The 16,756-nt window shown below is 69.1% G+C and carries 19 protein-coding genes and 2 tRNA genes; 12 read left to right on the top strand and 9 right to left on the bottom strand.

The annotated features are described in order from the left end of the window. The first annotated feature begins 71 nt into the window (after positions 1–71). A complete protein-coding gene (locus AB4112_RS27035) occupies positions 72–1,139 on the top strand; it encodes a lipid A deacylase LpxR family protein (protein WP_441724124.1) in 1,068 nt (355 codons plus the stop codon). Here AB4112_RS27035 and AB4112_RS27030 read toward each other — a convergent pair. After that, the gene (locus AB4112_RS27030; protein WP_441724122.1) at positions 1,136–2,050 is read right to left on the bottom strand and encodes a pseudouridine-5'-phosphate glycosidase; all 915 of its coding nucleotides are present in this window, start codon (positions 2,048–2,050) and stop codon (positions 1,136–1,138) included. The genes AB4112_RS27035 and AB4112_RS27030 overlap by 4 nt on opposite strands. 8 nt (positions 2,051–2,058) lie before the next feature. After that, positions 2,059–2,985, bottom strand: a complete 927-nt coding sequence (locus AB4112_RS27025) for a PfkB family carbohydrate kinase (protein ID WP_441724120.1) — start codon at positions 2,983–2,985, stop codon at positions 2,059–2,061. A gap of 101 nt (positions 2,986–3,086) precedes the next feature. Between AB4112_RS27025 and AB4112_RS27020 the strand changes: the two genes are divergently transcribed. From AB4112_RS27020 to AB4112_RS27005, 4 genes are all read left to right on the top strand, one after another. Further along, positions 3,087–3,509, top strand: a complete 423-nt coding sequence (locus AB4112_RS27020; protein WP_441724118.1) for a hypothetical protein — start codon at positions 3,087–3,089, stop codon at positions 3,507–3,509. Positions 3,510–3,586: 77 nt separating this feature from the next. Continuing rightward, entirely contained in the window at positions 3,587–4,570 is a 984-nt protein-coding gene (locus AB4112_RS27015; RefSeq protein WP_441724116.1) for a ligase-associated DNA damage response exonuclease, read from the top strand. Then, on the top strand, positions 4,567–6,150 hold the full coding sequence (locus AB4112_RS27010; RefSeq protein ID WP_441724114.1) for a cisplatin damage response ATP-dependent DNA ligase: 1,584 nt from the start codon (positions 4,567–4,569) through the stop codon (positions 6,148–6,150). Before AB4112_RS27015 ends, AB4112_RS27010 begins: the two co-directional genes overlap by 4 nt. Positions 6,151–6,516: 366 nt before the next feature. Further along, entirely contained in the window at positions 6,517–6,723 is a 207-nt protein-coding gene (locus tag AB4112_RS27005; RefSeq protein WP_441724112.1) for a hypothetical protein, read from the top strand. Between the two features lie 400 nt (positions 6,724–7,123). Here AB4112_RS27005 and AB4112_RS27000 read toward each other — a convergent pair. Together AB4112_RS27000 and AB4112_RS26995 are read right to left on the bottom strand one after the other, a co-directional pair. Beyond that, positions 7,124–7,198 (bottom strand) — tRNA-Thr (locus AB4112_RS27000). Positions 7,199–7,333: 135 nt separating this feature from the next. After that, positions 7,334–7,408, bottom strand: a tRNA-Thr gene (locus tag AB4112_RS26995). 112 nt (positions 7,409–7,520) lie between these two features. Here AB4112_RS26995 and AB4112_RS26990 point away from each other — a divergent pair. Genes AB4112_RS26990 through AB4112_RS26975 form a run of 4 tightly spaced genes read left to right on the top strand, consistent with a single transcriptional unit; the run spans position 7,521 to position 10,026 of the window. After that, entirely contained in the window at positions 7,521–7,706 is a 186-nt protein-coding gene (locus tag AB4112_RS26990) for a hypothetical protein (RefSeq protein WP_441724110.1), read from the top strand. Between the two features lie 12 nt (positions 7,707–7,718). After that, on the top strand, positions 7,719–8,264 hold the full coding sequence (gene dcd, locus AB4112_RS26985; protein ID WP_374710659.1) for a dCTP deaminase: 546 nt from the start codon (positions 7,719–7,721) through the stop codon (positions 8,262–8,264). Between the two features lie 36 nt (positions 8,265–8,300). Further along, a complete protein-coding gene (gene murA / locus AB4112_RS26980) occupies positions 8,301–9,584 on the top strand; it encodes a UDP-N-acetylglucosamine 1-carboxyvinyltransferase (protein ID WP_441724108.1) in 1,284 nt (427 codons plus the stop codon). A gap of 13 nt (positions 9,585–9,597) precedes the next feature. Further along, positions 9,598–10,026, top strand: a complete 429-nt coding sequence (locus tag AB4112_RS26975) for a DUF2948 family protein (RefSeq protein ID WP_441724106.1) — start codon at positions 9,598–9,600, stop codon at positions 10,024–10,026. Between the two features lie 49 nt (positions 10,027–10,075). Here AB4112_RS26975 and AB4112_RS26970 read toward each other — a convergent pair whose 3' ends face one another. The 4 genes from AB4112_RS26970 to AB4112_RS26955 all read right to left on the bottom strand — a co-directional run bounded on the left by AB4112_RS26970 (position 10,076) and on the right by AB4112_RS26955 (position 13,590). Beyond that, positions 10,076–10,891 (bottom strand): ABC transporter ATP-binding protein, encoded by an 816-nt coding sequence (locus tag AB4112_RS26970; RefSeq protein WP_441724104.1) that lies wholly within the window; start codon positions 10,889–10,891, stop codon positions 10,076–10,078. Positions 10,892–10,902: 11 nt separating this feature from the next. After that, on the bottom strand, positions 10,903–11,880 hold the full coding sequence (locus AB4112_RS26965; RefSeq protein ID WP_309799341.1) for an ABC transporter substrate-binding protein: 978 nt from the start codon (positions 11,878–11,880) through the stop codon (positions 10,903–10,905). Positions 11,881–11,937: 57 nt separating this feature from the next. Further along, complete coding sequence (locus AB4112_RS26960) at positions 11,938–12,741, bottom strand: ABC transporter permease (RefSeq protein ID WP_441724101.1); 804 nt, start codon at positions 12,739–12,741, stop codon at positions 11,938–11,940. Between the two features lie 96 nt (positions 12,742–12,837). Further along, positions 12,838–13,590, bottom strand: a complete 753-nt coding sequence (locus tag AB4112_RS26955; RefSeq protein ID WP_441724099.1) for an SDR family NAD(P)-dependent oxidoreductase — start codon at positions 13,588–13,590, stop codon at positions 12,838–12,840. 132 nt (positions 13,591–13,722) lie between these two features. Here AB4112_RS26955 and AB4112_RS26950 point away from each other — a divergent pair, with 132 nt between their 5' ends. Both AB4112_RS26950 and AB4112_RS26945 read left to right on the top strand, forming a co-directional pair. After that, positions 13,723–13,938, top strand: a complete 216-nt coding sequence (locus AB4112_RS26950) for a hypothetical protein (protein ID WP_441724097.1) — start codon at positions 13,723–13,725, stop codon at positions 13,936–13,938. Positions 13,939–14,415: 477 nt separating this feature from the next. Then, positions 14,416–14,598, top strand: coding sequence for a hypothetical protein (locus AB4112_RS26945; protein ID WP_441724095.1), 183 nt, complete (start codon positions 14,416–14,418; stop codon positions 14,596–14,598). A gap of 518 nt (positions 14,599–15,116) precedes the next feature. On the opposite strand, the gene AB4112_RS26940 is transcribed toward AB4112_RS26945, so the two are convergent. Beyond that, positions 15,117–15,800 (bottom strand): TetR family transcriptional regulator, encoded by a 684-nt coding sequence (locus AB4112_RS26940; RefSeq protein WP_441724093.1) that lies wholly within the window; start codon positions 15,798–15,800, stop codon positions 15,117–15,119. A gap of 94 nt (positions 15,801–15,894) precedes the next feature. Between AB4112_RS26940 and AB4112_RS26935 the strand changes: the two genes are divergently transcribed. Beyond that, complete coding sequence (locus AB4112_RS26935) at positions 15,895–16,587, top strand: hypothetical protein (protein ID WP_441724091.1); 693 nt, start codon at positions 15,895–15,897, stop codon at positions 16,585–16,587. Positions 16,588–16,756: the final 169 nt, after the last annotated feature.

Here is a 16,756-nt window from a genome sequence, read left to right as displayed (position 1 = left end):
CGGCCGTCTGTCCCGTTTCGGCTCGTACGTCATCCGCCGAGGCCCGGCGGAGCGGAGTCGGAGGGGGACACATGACGAGATCACGCGCCGCGTCGGCGCGGCTGGCGGGAGCCATGACCGGCGTCGGCCTGCTTCTGCTTGCAGCCACAGCGCAGGCGCAGGACACCAAGCCGACCGTGGTGAACCCGACGCCGGAGGCGCCGCATCCCCTGGCCGAGGACACCGGGTCGATCCTCGGCTTCACCCTGGAGAACGACCTCTTCGCCAGAACCGACCGCGGCTACACCAACGGCTTCCGCTTCTCCTACACCACGTCCGAGGCCATAACGCCGGACTGGCTGCTGAACACGGTGCGGTCGCTGCCGCTGTTCCCGGATGCGGCGCCGGTGCGGTCCAGCTTCAGCTTCGGCCAGAGCATGTTCACCCCGAAGGACATCACCCGGCAGAACCCGGACCAGCACGACCGGCCTTACGCCGCCTGGCTGTACGGCGGCGCGGCCTTCCTGGCGGATTCGGGCGACCGGCTCGACCGGCTCGAGCTGCAGATGGGCGTGGTCGGCCCCTACGCGCTGGGCGAGCAGGTGCAGAGCACCGTGCACCACATCATCGATGTGGATCGGGCGCGGGGCTGGAGCCACCAGCTGCACAACGAGCCGGGCGTGATCCTCAGCTACGAGCGCACCTGGCGCAGCCTGTATGTCGCGGCGCCGCTGGGCATCGGCTTCGACCTGTCGCCCTATGTCGGCGCCACCGTCGGCAACGTGCTGACCCAGGCCTCGGCCGGCGCCACCATGCGCCTCGGCTTCGACCTGCCGGTCGATTACGGCCCGCCGCGGATCCGGCCCAGCATCCCGGGCTCGGACTTCTTCATCCCGACCAGCGGCTTCGGCTGGTACGTCTTCGCCAGCGTCGAAGGCCGCGCCGTGGCCCGCAACATCTTCCTCGACGGCAACACCTTCGAGGACAGCCCGCACGTCACCAAGAACCCGCTGGTCGGCGACCTGCAGCTCGGCGTGGCCATGACCATCTCGGGCGCCCGCCTGGCCTACACCCATGTCTTCCGGACCAAGGAGTTCGAGGGCCAGAAGGGCGGCGACCTCAGCCAGTACGGCGCGCTCTCGCTGTCGTTGCGGTTCTAGGCGCGGGCCGCCAGCGCCTTGGCGATCCGGGCGCCGAGGCGGGCGTTGTGCTCGACCAGGGCGATGTTGGCGGTCAGGCTGCGGCCCCCGGTCAGGGCGACGATGCGGGCCAGCAGGTAAGGCGTCACCTCCTTGCCGCCGACGCCCTCGCGCCCGGCATCGGCCAGGGCGCTGGCGATGGCGGCATCGATCTCGGCCTCCGGCAGGGCATGCGCCTCCGGGATCGGGTTGGCGATCACCGCGCCGGCCGGAAAGCCCAGCGCCGCCTGGGCGTCGAGCAGGGCGGCGACCTCCTCCGGCGTGTCGCGGCGCAGCGCCAGGGCCAGGCCGCTGGAGCGGGAGAAGAAGGCGGGCAGGGTGTCGGTGCCGTAGCCGATCACCGGCACGCCGCGGGTCTCGAGGTATTCCAGGGTCTTGGGCAGGTCGAGGATCGACTTGGCGCCGGCGCAGACCACGGCGACCGGGGTGCGCGCCAGCTCGTCCAGGTCGGCCGAGACGTCGAAGCTGGTCTCGGCGCCGCGATGCACGCCGCCGATGCCGCCGGTGGCGAAGACGCGGATGCCGGCGAGGTGGGCCGCGATCATGGTCGCCGCCACCGTGGTGGCGCCCAGCCCGCCCGAGGCCAGGATCCCGCCCAGGTCGCGGCGCGACAGCTTGGCCACGTCCTTGGCCGTCGCCAGCCGGTGCAGCAGCGCCTCGTCCAGCCCGACATGGATGCGGCCGTCGGCGACGGCGATGGTCGCCGGCACCGCGCCCTCCTCGCGGATGATGCCTTCGACCCGCTGCGCCATCTCCAGATTCTGGGGATAGGGCATGCCATGCGAGATGATGGTGCTCTCCAGCGCCACCACCGGGCGGCCGGCGGCCAGGGCGGCGGAAACCTCGGGGGCGATCGAGAGAAGGCTGTTCATGGCGGTCCTCAGGCGGAGAGCAGGGCGCGCCGGCGCAGCGCGTCGGCGGTCAGGGTTTCGGGCACGGCGGTCGGCGCCTCCAGCGCCAGCGCCGCGGCGGCGCGGCCCAGCCGGGCGGCGTCGGGCAGGGCCAGGCCGGTGACCAGGCCGTAGAGCGTGCCGGCCGCGGCGGCGTCGCCGGCGCCGGTGACGTCGACCAGATCGGCCGGGCAGGCGGGGATGGCGGCCTCACCTGCGGCATCGGCGATCAGGGCGCCGTCGCCGCCGCGGTTCAGCACGACGCGGGCAACGCCGGCGGCGCGCAGCCGGCGCAGCGCCGCCCAGGCCGTGGCCTCGTCGGTGACGGGATGGCCGGTGATGGCCTCGGCCTCGTCGCGGTTGAGGCACAAGAGGCCGATGCGGTCGAGCAGCCCGCGCAGCTTCTCGGATTTCGGCGAGGACACGGCGTCGACCGCGACCAGCGCGGGCCGGCCGGGATGGGCCAGGATCGCCGCGATCCCCTCGGCCGGCAGGTTGGCGTCGACGAACCAGGCCGACGCGGCTTCCGCCGCCGCCAGCGCCGGGGCCAGCACCGCCGGCCCCATCTCGTCATAGATGCCCATATCGGCGATCGCGACCGTCATCTCGCCGCCGGGCTCCAGCACCGCAGTGTAGCTGGCGGTGCCGCTGGTCGCCGACCGGGTGACCTGGGACAGGTCGAGGCCCAGCCGCGCCATCGCCGCCAGGATGCGCTCGGCCGACGGGTCGGACCCCATGCGGCTGACCAGCCCGACCGGCAGGCCCAGCCGGGCCAGGGTCTCGGCCACGTTGCGGGCGACGCCGCCCAGGCTGGTGCGGATCGTCACCGGGTTCGAGGTGCCGAGGCGTACGGTGCGGTGGGCGCGGGCCTGGCGGTCGATGTTGGCGGCGCCGAAGCACCAGACGGGCAGCGTCATGCGGGATCTTTCGCCGGAATCGGCCGCACCCTGCGTCCGGTTCCGGCGAAAGGCAAGATCCGGGGTTGCCGCGCGGCCCGGCAACCGGCAGCATCCAGCCCATGCGAAGGCTCCTGCTGCTCTGCGCCCTGCTGTTCGGGCTCACCGCTCCGGCCCTGGCCCAGACCTCGGCCGGGCCGTCCGGCACCTATCGCGGGCAGGTCACCTCCGGCGGCGCGTTGGCGCCGTCGACCCTGACCTTCCTGCCCGAGCGGCACGGCGGCTGCTACCACATCGTCGACAGCAGCGCCGGCCCCTATGACGGGGTGCTGAGCGACGGCCAAGCCCTGGGCGGCGACCGCCACCGCTTCGTCTGGACCGACAAGTTCGGAACCGGCGCCGTGATCTTCGCCTTCAAGGAGGGCGGCACCGGGTTCAGCGGCAAATGGTACGTCGCCGACCGCCTCGCCGGCATCTGGCTGGGCAAGCGGGTGGCCGATGACGGGGCCGGCTGCAAACCGGCCCCGGTGGCGTCCGCCGACTAGGGCTGGATTTGGCGCCGGCCCGGTCCATGTCTTATCGTCGAGCCATGCCGAATCCACGCCCCGACCAATGGATCCGAGTGCAGCCCGAGGGCCTCTTCGTGGTGCCCGGCGGCTTCCATGTCGACCCGATGCGGCCGGTCCCGCGGGCCCTGGTCACCCATGGCCATTCCGACCATGCCCGGCCCGACAACGCCGCGGTGCTGGCGACGGCGGAGACGCTGGCGATCATGCGCGCCCGCTATGGCGACGCCGCCGGCGGCACGCTGCAGCCGGCGGCCCTGGGCGAGACCCAGCGGATCGGCGAGGTCGACGTCAGCTTCGTGCCGGCCGGCCACGTCCTCGGCTCGGCCCAGATCGTGCTGGAGCATGCCGGCAGCCGGGTGGTGCTCTCCGGTGACTACAAGCGCCGGCCGGACCCGACCTGCCGGCCGTTCCAGCCGGTGCTGTGCGACGTGTTCGTCACCGAGGCCACCTTCGGCCTGCCGGTGTTCCGCCACCCGCCGGACAGCGGCGAGATCGCCCGGCTGCTGCATTCGATCGCGCTGTTCCCGGAGCGGGCGCATGTCGTCGGCGTCTATTCCCTGGGCAAGTGCCAGCGCGTGATCTGCCTGCTGCGCCAGGCCGGCTGGGACCGGCCGATCTACCTGCACGGCGCGCTGCAGGCGCTGTGCGAACTCTACGAATCGCTCGGCGTGCCGCTGGGGCCGCTGCTGCCGGCCACCGGCGCGTCGAAGGCCGAGCTGGCCGGGCAGGTGGTGCTGGCGCCGCCCTCGGCCATCGCCGACCGCTGGTCGCGCCGCCTGCCGGACCCGGTGGTGGCGGCGGCGTCGGGCTGGATGCGGGTGCGCCAGCGCGCCCGGCAGGGCGGGGTCGAGCTGCCGCTGGTGATCTCCGACCACGCCGACTGGGACGAGCTCCTCGCCACCATCGATGAGGTCGAGGCCGGCGAGGTCTGGGTCACCCATGGGCGGGAGGAGGCGCTGATCCACCAGCTGCGCAGCACCGGCCGCGCCGCCCGGGCGCTGGTGCTGATCGGCTTCGAGGAGGACGACGGCGTATGAGAGCGTTCGCGGCGCTGATCGAAGGGCTGGTCTACATGCCGTCGCGCAACGGCAAGCTGCGGCTGCTGGCCGACTATTTCGAGCACACGGCGGACCCCGATCGCGGCTGGGCGCTGGCGGCGCTGACTGGTGGCCTGAGCTTCGCCTCGGTCAAGGCCTCGACCATCCGCGGCCTCGCCACCTCGAGGGTCGACGAGACGCTGTTCGGCTGGTCCTACGATTTCGTCGGCGACCTCGCCGAGACCGTGGCCCTGATCTGGCCACCCAAGCCGGGCGCCAACCGGCAACCGACCATCACCGAGGTAGTGGAGGAGCTGCGCGCCACCTCCCGCGCCGCCGCGCCGATGCTGGTCGAACGCTGGCTCGACGCGCTGGCGGCGTCGGAGCGCTTCGCCCTGCTGAAGCTGATCACCGGCAACCTGCGCATCGGCGTCTCGGCGCGGCTGGCCAAGGTGGCGTTGGCGGAATGGGGGCAGCAGCCGGTCGACGCCATCGAGGAGCTGTGGCACGCGCTGGAGCCGCCCTATGAGGAGCTGTTCATCTGGCTGTCGGGGCAGGGGCCGAAGCCGGAGATCGGCGACCGCGCAACCTTCCGGCCGCTGATGCTGGCGCATCCGCTGGAGGCCGAGGACATCGCCGCGCTGGACCCGGCGGCCTACCGCGCCGAATGGAAGTGGGACGGCATCCGGGTCCAGGTGGTCGGCCGCGGCGACCGGCCGCCGCGGATCTATTCGCGCAGCGGCGACGACGTCACCGGCGCCTTCCCGGATCTCGCCGACACCATCCGCTTCCACGCCGTGCTGGACGGCGAGCTGCTGGTGGCGCGGGACGGGCTGGTGGCGCCGTTCAACGACCTGCAGCAGCGGCTGAACCGCAAGGCCGTTACCGCCCGCATGCTGGCCGACCATCCCGCCTGGGTGCGGCTCTACGACATCCTGTTCGAGGGCGAGGAGGACCTGCGGCCGCTGCCACTCGACGCCCGCCGCATCCGGCTGGAATCCTGGATCGCGCGCGAGCAGCCGGCGCGGATGGACCTGTCGCCGCTGATCCCGTTCGAGAGCTGGGACGAGCTGGCGGCCCTGCGCGACGGCGCCCGGGCCCAGGCGATCGAGGGGCTGATGCTGAAGCGGGCCGACAGCGACTACGTCGCCGGCCGGCCGAGGGGCCCGTGGTTCAAATGGAAACGCGGCGCCCTGACCCTCGACACCGTGCTGATGTACGCCCAGCGCGGCCACGGCAAGCGATCGTCCTTCTACTCCGACTACACCTTCGGCACCTGGCGGTCGGAACCCGACGGCGACCGGCTGGTGCCGGTGGGCAAGGCCTATTTCGGCTTCACCGACGAGGAGCTGGCACAGCTCGACCGCTGGGTGCGCGCCCACACGGTCAAGCGCTTCGGTCCGGTGCGTGAGGTCGAGCCGCTGCTGGTGCTGGAGGTGGCCTTCGACAGCGTCCACCGTTCGACCCGCCACAAATCCGGAGTCGCGATGCGATTCCCCCGGGTGCATCGCATCCGCTGGGACAAGCCGGCGGCCGAAGCCGACCGTCTGGAGACATTGGAGCGAATGATCGTCGAGTAATACTTCAATTTAACATTAGTTCAACTTGGCAATAACATTTTGTTCAAACCGCTCGCGTAATAGGCGTTGACAGTCATCGCCGGCTGCGAGAGGTTCGAGGTAAGAGCGGCCTACCACGAGAGGTCGCTGAGCACTTGATGCCAGCAGATGAGGCCGCGCCCGAAGAAGGCGGCAGTCGTACGCTTTCTCGCGGATCGACGGCAGAAACACGGATGGGTAAGATGTTGGCGACTGCTACCAGACCGACCCTCCAGAGGCCCGATCATAAGGTCGGACGATGGCGGAACTGACGGGCATGTCGCCCTGTTCCCCGTCCGCTCCTGTCATAGGTCGGCGCTGAGCGCCGATTCACCCGAGGTCGAGCTCATGGTTCGTTCCGAAGCGTTCACGATCGAGGTCGCCGGCGAGGCGGTCGGCATTGTCGTGGCGCAGAAGCGTGGCTTCCGCTTCTACGCATCCGATTCCCGGTTCCAGGGCCTCGAAGGCCACACTTTCCGCACCGTCGCCGAGGCGGAACGCATCGCCCGGCAGACCGAGCGCGCGGCACCGCCGGCGATCGGCATCGCCAGCTGACGATCCGCCGGCCGCTGCTGGCCGACGCCCCGAATCCTCATCACAGTGCTGCATGGCCCGTGTGACCGGGCCGTGGAGAGACGACGATGAGTCCAGCATTGTCACTGATTGCATCGCCGTCGGCGATCGGCATCGCCACTGAGGCAGAGCGGTAGAGCGGTTGCGGCGAAAGGCAATCGGCGGGCGAGTCCCCGTGCGATCTCGCCCCCTTCACTTGTCATCCTCGGGCTTGACCCGAGGATCCAGGGGCGGCCAGAGCAGCTCTCGGTGGCCCCTGGATTGCCCGGTCAAGCCGGGCAATGACAGAAAAATAAGGTGAATTCTGAGCCCATCTATGGCCCTGGACTTCGTCCGGGCACGACGCCTGAAATGACCGCGATGGGCTGAAGGCTCCGGGAACTGGTGCTGCCGCTGAGGATTGAACTCAGGACCTCTCCCTTACCAAGGGAGTGCTCTACCACTGAGCTACGGCAGCCCGCCTTCGAAGCGGCGCGGAACCTGCCATACCGCCGGGGGTGGTGCAAGCGCTTTTCCGTGATCGTATCCACCCGGATCCGATCGCCGGAATTGCGACTCACGCCGCCGCCGACAAGGCAGGGAACGCGAGAGGTGGTGCTGCCGCTGAGGATTGAACTCAGGACCTCTCCCTTACCAAGGGAGTGCTCTACCACTGAGCTACGGCAGCCCGCTTCAAGGCGGCGCAATCGGCCACATCGGCGGCCCGGACGCAAGTGCTTTCGCCGAACTTTGTTCGTCCGGTTGCGAAACGCCGGCGCATCGGCCATACCAAAGTCGAAATGACCGATCAGCGTCGACCCCCGACAGCCAAGCCCGGATCCGCGTCCCGCCAAGAGCGCGAGGCGGCGGCGCTGCGCGCCAACCTGGCGCGGCGCAAGGCGCAGGGCCGGGGGCGGGCGGCGGTCGAGGGCGAAGCGGGTGCGGCCGGCGGCGAGACCGGGCGCGATGACGAGACGAGGGGTTAGGCCGTGACGATCATGTCCGACATCTGGATCCGCGAGCGGGCGCTCGGGGACACTATGATCGAGCCCTTCGTCGAGCGGCAGAAGCGCGAGGGCACCATCTCCTACGGCCTGTCGAGCTACGGCTACGACGCCCGCGTCTCCGACGAGTTCCTGGTCTTCACCAATGTCGACAGCGCCCTGGTCGACCCGAAGAACTTCGATCCGAAGAGCTTCGTGGAGCGCAAGGGCCCGGTCTGCATCATCCCGCCCAACAGCTTCGCCCTGGCCCGCACGGTCGAGTATTTCCGCATCCCGCGCGACGTGCTGGTGATCTGCCTGGGCAAGTCGACTTATGCCCGCTGCGGCATCATCGTCAACGTCACGCCGCTGGAGCCGGAGTGGGAGGGCCATGTGACGCTGGAGTTCTCCAACACCACGCCGCTGCCGGCCAAGATCTACGCCAATGAAGGCGCCTGCCAGTTCCTGTTCCTCAAGGGCGACCAGCCCTGCGAGGTGTCCTATGCCGACCGGGCCGGCAAATACATGGGCCAAAGGGGCGTCACGCTCCCTAAACTCTGACATCATCGTTCGAACGGCGGGCCAGCGGGAGCCATCATGGACAAGATTCGTATCCGGGGCGGTCGCCCCCTCCAGGGCCGGCTCGCGATCAGCGGGGCGAAGAACGCGGCGCTGCCGCTGATGGCGGCGGCGCTGCTGTCGGACGAGACCCTGACCCTGACCAACCTGCCGCATCTCGCCGACATCTCGACCCTGGCGACGCTGCTGGCCCAGCACGGGGTCGAGATCGCGCTGAACGGCGGCGCCGCGGACGGTGCCCAGGGCCGGGTGATCGAACTGACCGCCCGCCGCATCCGCAGCACCACCGCCCCCTATGATCTGGTGCGGAAGATGCGCGCCAGCGTCCTGGTGCTGGGGCCGCTGGTGGCGCGCGAGGGCCACGCCAAGGTGTCGCTGCCCGGCGGCTGCGCCATCGGCACCCGGCCGGTCGACCTGCACATCATGGGGCTGGAGCAGCTGGGCGCCGAGATCGAGGTGACCGAGGGCTACATCAACGCCCGCGCCCCCAACGGGCTGCAGGGCGCCCGCATCGTGTTCCCCAAGGTGTCGGTAGGCGCCACCGAGAACCTGATGATGGCGGCCTCTCTGGCCCGCGGCGAGACCGTGCTGGTCAACGCCGCGCGCGAGCCGGAGATCGTCGACCTCGCCGCCTGCCTCAACGCCATGGGCGCGTCGATCGAAGGGGCGGGGACCGACACCATCCGCATCCAGGGTCGCGAGCGGCTGGGCCGGGCCACCCACCGCATCGTCGCCGACCGGATCGAGACCGGCACCTATGTCATGGCCGCGGCCGCGACCGGCGGCGAGGTCGAGCTGGTCGGCACCAGCCTGCACCTGATCGAGGCGGCGGCCGACGTGCTGCGCGGCGCCGGGGTCGAGTTCGAGCCGACGGCCGACGGCTTCAAGGTGCGCCGCACCGGCGACCTGGTCGGCGTCGACGTGATGACCGAGCCCTACCCGGGCTTCCCCACCGATCTGCAGGCCCAGATGATGGGGCTGATGACGATGGCCAAGGGCGCCTCGATGATCACCGAGACGATCTTCGAGAATCGCTTCATGCATGTGCCCGAGCTGGTGCGGATGGGTGCCAACGTCACCATCCACGGCGCCTCGGCTCTGGTGCGCGGCGTGCCCAGGCTGACCGGCGCCCCGGTGATGGCGACCGATCTGCGCGCCAGCGTCTCGCTGGTCATCGCCGGGCTGGTGGCCCAGGGCGAGACCCTGCTGAACCGGGTCTACCACCTCGACCGCGGCTACGAGCGGCTGGAGGAGAAGCTGGCCGCCTGCGGCGCCGACGTCACCCGCATCAAGGCCGACTGATCCCGTGGCCGAGGTGACCACCCCTCTGCGCCTGCGCGCCCGGGACAGCGACGACCTCGCCGTGCTTTCGGCCGCGCTGCAGGACGCGATCGTGCCGGTCCACGACGTCACCTTCCTGCGCCGCGAGCGCCGCTTCGTCATGGCGGTGAACCGCTTCTGCTGGGAGGTGCCGGCCGAGGTGATCGAGGGCGAGCAGGTGTGGCAGCGCACTTTGTGCGGCGTGCGGTTCGAGGGCATCGACTCGGCCCAGACCCGCGGCCTCGACCTGCGCGACCGGGCCCGGATGCTCGACCTCCTGGCGATCACGGCGGATGAGGGCGGCATCGTCCTCAGCTTCGCCGGCGACGCCAGCCTGCGCCTGGCCGGCGGCGGCATCGACGTGCTGCTCGAGGACCGCGGCGAACCCTGGCCGACGCCGCAGAAGCCGCAGCACCCGGACTGAGCGTTATCTAAGATTGATCGATCGACCGGTCAGCCTTTGCGCCTCAGCCTCAGTCCAGCCCGCCCTGGGCGCGGAAATGGCCGCGGATCTGCTGGGTCAGGGCGACGAAGCGGGGGTCGCCCATGACCTCCAGCGACCGCGGCTTGGGCAGGGGCACGTCGTAGACCGCGGCGATCGACCCCGGCCGCTCGGTCATCACCAGCACCCGGTCGGCCAGGAACACCGCCTCCGGGATCGAATGGGTGATCAAGAGGATGGTCTTGCGCGTCTCGCGCTGGATCCGCTGCAGCTCGACATTCATCCGCTCGCGCGTCATGGCGTCGAGGGCGCCGAAGGGCTCGTCCATCAGCACGATCGGCGGGTCGGTCACCAGCGCCCGGCACAGCGACACCCGCTGCTGCATGCCGCCGGAGAGCTGCCAGGGCAGCTTGGCCTCGAACCCTTCCAGCCCGACCATGCGCAGCAGCTGGCGGGTGCGCTCCAGATAGGGCGCGCGCGGCAGGCGCTTGACCTCGACCGGCATCATCACATTGGCCAGCACGCTGCGCCACGGCAGCAGCAGTGCGTTCTGGAACACGATGCCGGCGTCGCCATGCGGCTTGGCGACCTCGCGGCCGGCCAGGCGGATGCGGCCGGTGCTGGGCGGCAGCAGGCCGGCGATCAGCTTCAGCAGGGTGGATTTGCCGCAGCCGGACGGGCCGACCAGCACCAGGAACTCGCCCTCGTCGATGGTGAAGTCCAGCGGCGCCAGCGACGGCACCTCGCCGTCGCGGTCGCGATAGGTCTTCGACACGCCCTCGACCGCGATCACCGCCGGCCGCGATGCCTCCGCCGTCTCGACCACGCGCAGGCCAGGCCTGGTCATGCCGCTTCCGCTCATTTCGGCAGGAAGTCGTTGGTGTAGAACGCCTTCGGGTCGGGCGCCGCGTCGGCGGCGACGCCGCCATACTGGATCAGCAGCGCCACGCTAGCGGCCATGTTGGCGTCGGTGACGTGGAACGGCCGCTCGGCCTTGGTCTCGTCGGTGCGGTACAGCGGGATGGTGCGCTCGAAGCCCTCCTGCAGCGTCGCCGGCTTGCCTGCTTTGGGCAGCGCCTCCAGCACCGCGGCGGTGGCCTCGGCCGGCGCCTTCTCCGCCGCCTCGACCGACTGGGTGGTGGCCGCCATGAAGCGCCGGATCAGGTCCGGGTTCTCCGCCACCAGATCCTTGGTCACGACGATGCCGGACGACACCATGTTGACCCCGTAATCGGCGAACAGGATCGGGGTGACGTCCTTGCCGGTGGCATCCTTGATCTTCATGCTCTGGTCCATCGAATAGCCCAGCAGCAGGTCGGCCTGGCCGTTGATCACGGCGTTCAGCTTGGTCTGGGCGTCGCCCGAGACGGTCTTGAAGTCGCTCTCCTGCAGCCCGGTCTTCTGCAGGAAGAACGGCCAGATCTGCGACAGCGAATCGCCCGGCGTGGTGGCCACGGTCTTGCCCTTGATGTCATCAGGCGTGCGGATGTTTTTGTCGGTGAAGCCCATCACCGACATCGGGCTCTTCTGCAAGAGCACCCCGACCGAGACCAGCGGCGCGCCCTTGGCCGCGGCCTTGATCATGGTCGGCACGTCGAAATAGCCGAAGCCGACGGTGCCGGCGGCCACCGCCTGGGCGGTCATGGCCGAGCCGCGGCCCTCCTGGATCTCCAGGTCGATGCCCTGGTCGGCGTAGAAGCCGCGGGCCTTGCCGTAGAAGAACGGCGCGTGCTCGCCATAGACGTACCAGTTCAGCATCAGCACGACCTTGTCGGCCGCCTGGGCGGTGCCGGCGGCGAGCACCAGGGCCAGCGCGGCGAGCAGAGTGCGGATCATCGGTTCCTCCCCCTTCGGACTTTGCGCCGCCTCGGGCGGCTTGGACGTTGCGCCGCCTCAGGCGGCGAGGATCAGGTCGCGCCGCCGGCTGGCGTGCCACGGGATCACCAGCCGCTCGACCAGGTCGACCAGCCAGAACAGGATCACGCCCAGCAGCGCCAGGATCACCAGCGCCGCGAACATGGTCGGCAGCTCGAAATTGCCGATCGACCGCTGCAGCACGAAGCCGATGCCGGAATTGGCGCCGACGAATTCGCCGACCACGGCGCCGACCACCGCCAGCGTCACCGCGACCTTGAGGCCGGAGAAGATCGCCGGCATCGCCGCGGGCAGCCCGACCATGCGGAACACCTGCCAGCGGCTGGCGGCCATGGCGCGGGCGAGGTCCAGCGTGTCGGGGTCGAGCGACTTGAAGCCCTGCACCGCCGAGACCACCACCGGGAACACCGCGAGCAGGAAGGCCGAGATCACCTTGGGCTCCAGCCCGAAGCCGAACCACACCACGAACAGCGGCGCGATCGCCACCTTGGGGATCGACTGCGAGAACACCAGCAGCGGGTAGACATAGGCCTCGACCGTGCGGGAGCCCGCGATCAGCATCGCGGTGGGGATGCCGATGGCGGCCGACAGCAGGAAGCCCAGCACCGTCGCCACCGTGGTCGGCACCGCCTGGCGCAGCAGCTCGGGCCCATCGCGCCACAGCGTCAACATCACATCCCACGGCGCCGGCACCTGGTAGGGCGGCAGGTGGAACACCCGGATCGCCAGGTCCCACAGCCCGATGATGATCAGCAGCAGGACGAACGGCCTGATCCAGCCGGCCTGCAGCAGGGCCTGGGCTCGGGCGCTGCGCGCTCCCATCGGCGTCTCCCCGGTCGCTGGGCTGGGCCCGGCAGAAATTAACTCGTTGGTTAAATCCTGCTGTGACGGACAGTTCCGGTCAAGGCCTGGGATCGCTCACCGCGCGGTGAAACCGCCATCCATCAGATGGAAGCTGCCGGTGACGAAGGAGGCGCGGTCGGACAGCAGGAAGCACACCATCTCCGCCACCTCCTCGGGCCGCCCCAGGCGCCCGATCGGCATCGATGCCGCCATCTGTTCGCGGGCCTCGACCGGGGCCTTGCGCATCTCCGCCGTGTCGACATAGCCCGGCCCGATCGCGGTGATGCGGATGCCCTGGCCGGCATATTCCAGCGCCGCCGACCGGGTCAGCCCGACGATGCCGTGCTTGGAGGCGACATAGGGGGCGATGCCGGCCTGGCCCACGGCGCCGGCGGCCGAGGACATGTTGACGATGGCGCCGCCGCCGCTGCGCAGGATGGCGGGGATCTCGTATTTCAGGCCGAAGAACACGCCGCCGAGATTGGTGGCGATGATGCGGTGCCAGTCCCGCGGGTCGCAATCGGCGGTCGGCACGCCGTGCGGCCCGGTGAAGCCGGCGTTGTTGACCGCGAGATGCAAGGCCCCGAACCGGTCGACCGCCCGCTTCACCATGCCCTCGACCTCGCGATGGTCGGACACATCGACGGCGACGGGCAGGATCCGCTCTCCCGCCGGGTCCAGGCGCCGGGACAGGGCCGCGACGCCGTCGAAATTGATGTCGGCGACGACGACATTGGCGCCCTCGCGGTGCAGCTTGGTCGCAACGGCCTCGCCCAGGCCGGTCGCGGCCCCGGTGACGATGGCGGTCTTTCCCGTGAATTCCGGCATTCCGGACTGCTCCTGCATCGTGATCCGATGATCGGGAAACAGGCAGAGCTGCCCAGGTGATCCCAGGCCGGGATTGACCGCCTCGGGGGGGCCGGGGCCTAGCCTGGATCGTCACCGGAATCGGAGATCGCCATGGCGCCGATCCCGGCCGGGGCGACGGTCGGGGTGCCGGCCGGCCACGCCGTGTTTCCCAAGGAGGTCCTGCCGCCGCCGCGGGTGGTGGCGGAGCGGGTGTTCACCGACCTGCGCCACTGGACGGTGAAGGAGCGTGGCGGCCATCTCGCGGCGCTGGAGCAGCCCGAGGCGCTGGCCCGGGACATCCAGGACTTCTTCCGGCCGCTGCGGTGACAGGGCGGGGCGGATTCGACCCGAAGCCCCCCACGCTGTCTCGCGGAACTGGTGCCGCCACTCAGGATGCCGCCGATTTTGCGATTGAATAAATTCAGTCTTATAGGGATGCTTGCCTGCATACCAACTTCCGGGGATATTTGGCCATTACCGCCAAGCATCCCAAACGGGAGAAAGAGAAATTTTATTAAGTTGAAGGGGAATTTATGCATCTGATACAGAGTATTAATGGCCGAAATTTGATCGGAGTTGGGCAGACCGTCAGGACTCTGGTTGGTGGCCACGCGATGATGGTTGTAGCGATCGATTGCTGTGGACCCGAGTTGATTGCCACTTGCAGTCGGCGGGTGCGGGGGCATGAAGTGCAGGACTTCTATTCTGTCGATGATCTCGAACGGATCCCTGCGGGGGCAAAAAGAACAATGAAAATCGCGTAGGCGACCAAAGCGCCCGGTGCCGCGGTGCCGCGGTGCCGCGGTGCCGGGCGTACCCACCTTCTTCCCGAAGGAGATGTTGCGGCCGCCGCGGGTGGTGGCGGAGCGGGTGTTCACCGACCTGCGCCACTGGACGGTGATGGAGCGCGGCGGCCATTTCGCCGCGCTGGAGCAGCCCGAGGCCCTGGCCCCCGAGATCCAGGACTTCTTCCGGCCGCTGCGCTGACAGGACAGGGCGGATTCGAGCCTTTGCTGCCGTTCGACAGCGTGGCAGAATGATTGGACATTGGATCAGGGAGCGGATGCGTCCCGTGAATATCGCCTCGATCAATTAACATATTCGATTCCACAATCCAATCTTAGATGGGCAATGTTAGTGGAAAGCAAAAATTTCAATCACGGAAAGCGCGGAATAAGGTTTCGATGGTACGGGTTAATTCCGCTATTGACAGTATTGATTAATGCTATGTTAATGTATATTGGAAGATCGTACGTTAAGGACTATAATACTCAGGATATTCTATTTCTATCAGAGATGGTGATCTTGGTTTTCGGTTTCTGCATTTATTTTTATTTCGTGTTCCGTGATAATCGCCGAAAATAATTAAGCCATCCTCTCCCGGCCTTTTGCGCAGGCGAGCAGTCCTACACCGCACGCTCCCATCAACTCCTTTAGAGCGTACCAGACGCGCTTGGTCACTCACTGCAAGGCCTGCAATCCGCCCCTTGCAGAAGATCACAGCCTCACGGCCGCAGCGCCGACAGCACCAGGTCGGTCATATGGGCCAGGCGCTCGGCCCGGGCCTCGGCCTCGAACAGGTCGCGGTCGAAGATGACGCCCAGGGTCCAGCGGTTGGACACGTAGAAATAGGCCAGCCCGGCGATCGAGATGTACAGCTGCACCGGGTCGACGCCGGGGCGGAAGGCGCCGGCGGCCACGCCGCGGGCCAGCACCTCGCCGATCATTTCGACGAAGGGCGAATGCAGCGGCCGGACGCTGTCGGATTTCTGCAGGTGGCGCGCCCGGTACAGGTTCTCCTGGTTCAGCAGGGTCAGGAATTCCGGGTTCTCCAGGAAATAGCTCCAGGTGAACTCGACCAGCCGGGCGATCGCCGCGTCCGGCGCCAGGCTTTCCAGGTTCAGCGCCCGTTCGGCGATGCGGATGCGGGCATAGGCCGCCTCCAGCACCGCCAGGTACAGCGTCTCCTTGTTACCGACATGGTAGTACAGCATGCGCTTGTTGGCGCCGGCCGCCGCGGCGATGCGGTCGATCCGGGCGTCGCCGAAGCCGTGGCGCGCGAACTCCTCCAGCGCGGCGTCGAGGATGCGCTGGCGCATGCCGGCCGGGTCGCGCTGCCAGCGCACCCGCGTTTTCCCCGCCGCCGCCTCGATCCGCTCCAAAGCCTCGCCCCCGCTGCCTCCGCCCATTTGTCCGCAGCCGGGGCGCGGGTGGAAGGGAAAAGCGGGGACGTAAACAATTTGTTCATTGCGATAACGCATCGTTTTGTTCATGATATGTTCCATGACCAAGGCACGATCAGCACCCGCGAAGGCCGCACCGACCGACCAGGAGTGGACGGATTGGGAGCTGGGGCATCTGCGCGAGCTGGCCGAGCTGAGCATGCAGATGGTGCGGATGGTGGCGCAGCAGCAGGAAGCGGCCATTGCCGCCACCCCTGCCGCTGCGGACACTGGCTCCGCCAGCCCCGATTTCATGCTGATGTTTACCCGCGGCGCCCGCGCCGTGCGCCTGACCCTGGCGATGGTGGAGAAGGTCCGCGACGCCCACCGGGCCCGGGCCGCCGAGGCCCAGGCCGTGCGCGACCGCCGCTGGCGCCGCCGCCGTCTGGTCGAGCGCGTGGCCACGGTCGCGATCGACCTCACCGACAATGGCGGCGCGCAGGCACCGATCAAAGCGATGCGGGACCGGCTGCAGGAGCAGCTGCGGGAGAGCGAGAGGCTCGACGCCGAGCTTGACGCCGCGTCGCCCCACGAGCTGTTCGTCCGGATCTTCCGGCACCTCCGGCTGATGCCGGGCCCCGGACGGTGGCCGCAGACCTGGCGGGAGGGGGCTGATCCGGCCAAGGATGGCGACGACTATCAGCCCAAGGGGACGCCGCCCAGCTGGAAGCCCCCGGCCCGCTGGATCCCCCGGCAGGACTGGATGAGCGAGGCAGACCACGCGCTGATGCGCGACGAGGTCGACACCAGCTGAGCGCCGGGTCGTCCGCTGCGAAACCGTTTGCGTTGCCTCTCCCGCCCTGCGGAAGAGGCCGGAGGCGCTTGCGCGTCAGGCGTAGGTTGGGTTCGCACTTGCGAGCCCGACACCCCGCGGCCTGGGTCATTGTTGGGTTCGCAAAAGCGAACCCAACCTACGAGGCTCG

This window comes from Inquilinus sp. 2KB_23 (assembly GCF_052115705.1).
Lineage (GTDB): Bacteria > Pseudomonadota > Alphaproteobacteria > DSM-16000 > Inquilinaceae > Inquilinus > Inquilinus ginsengisoli_A.
Note: the sequence above shows the minus strand (reverse complement) of the source record. Positions and strands in the feature narration are given on the sequence as shown.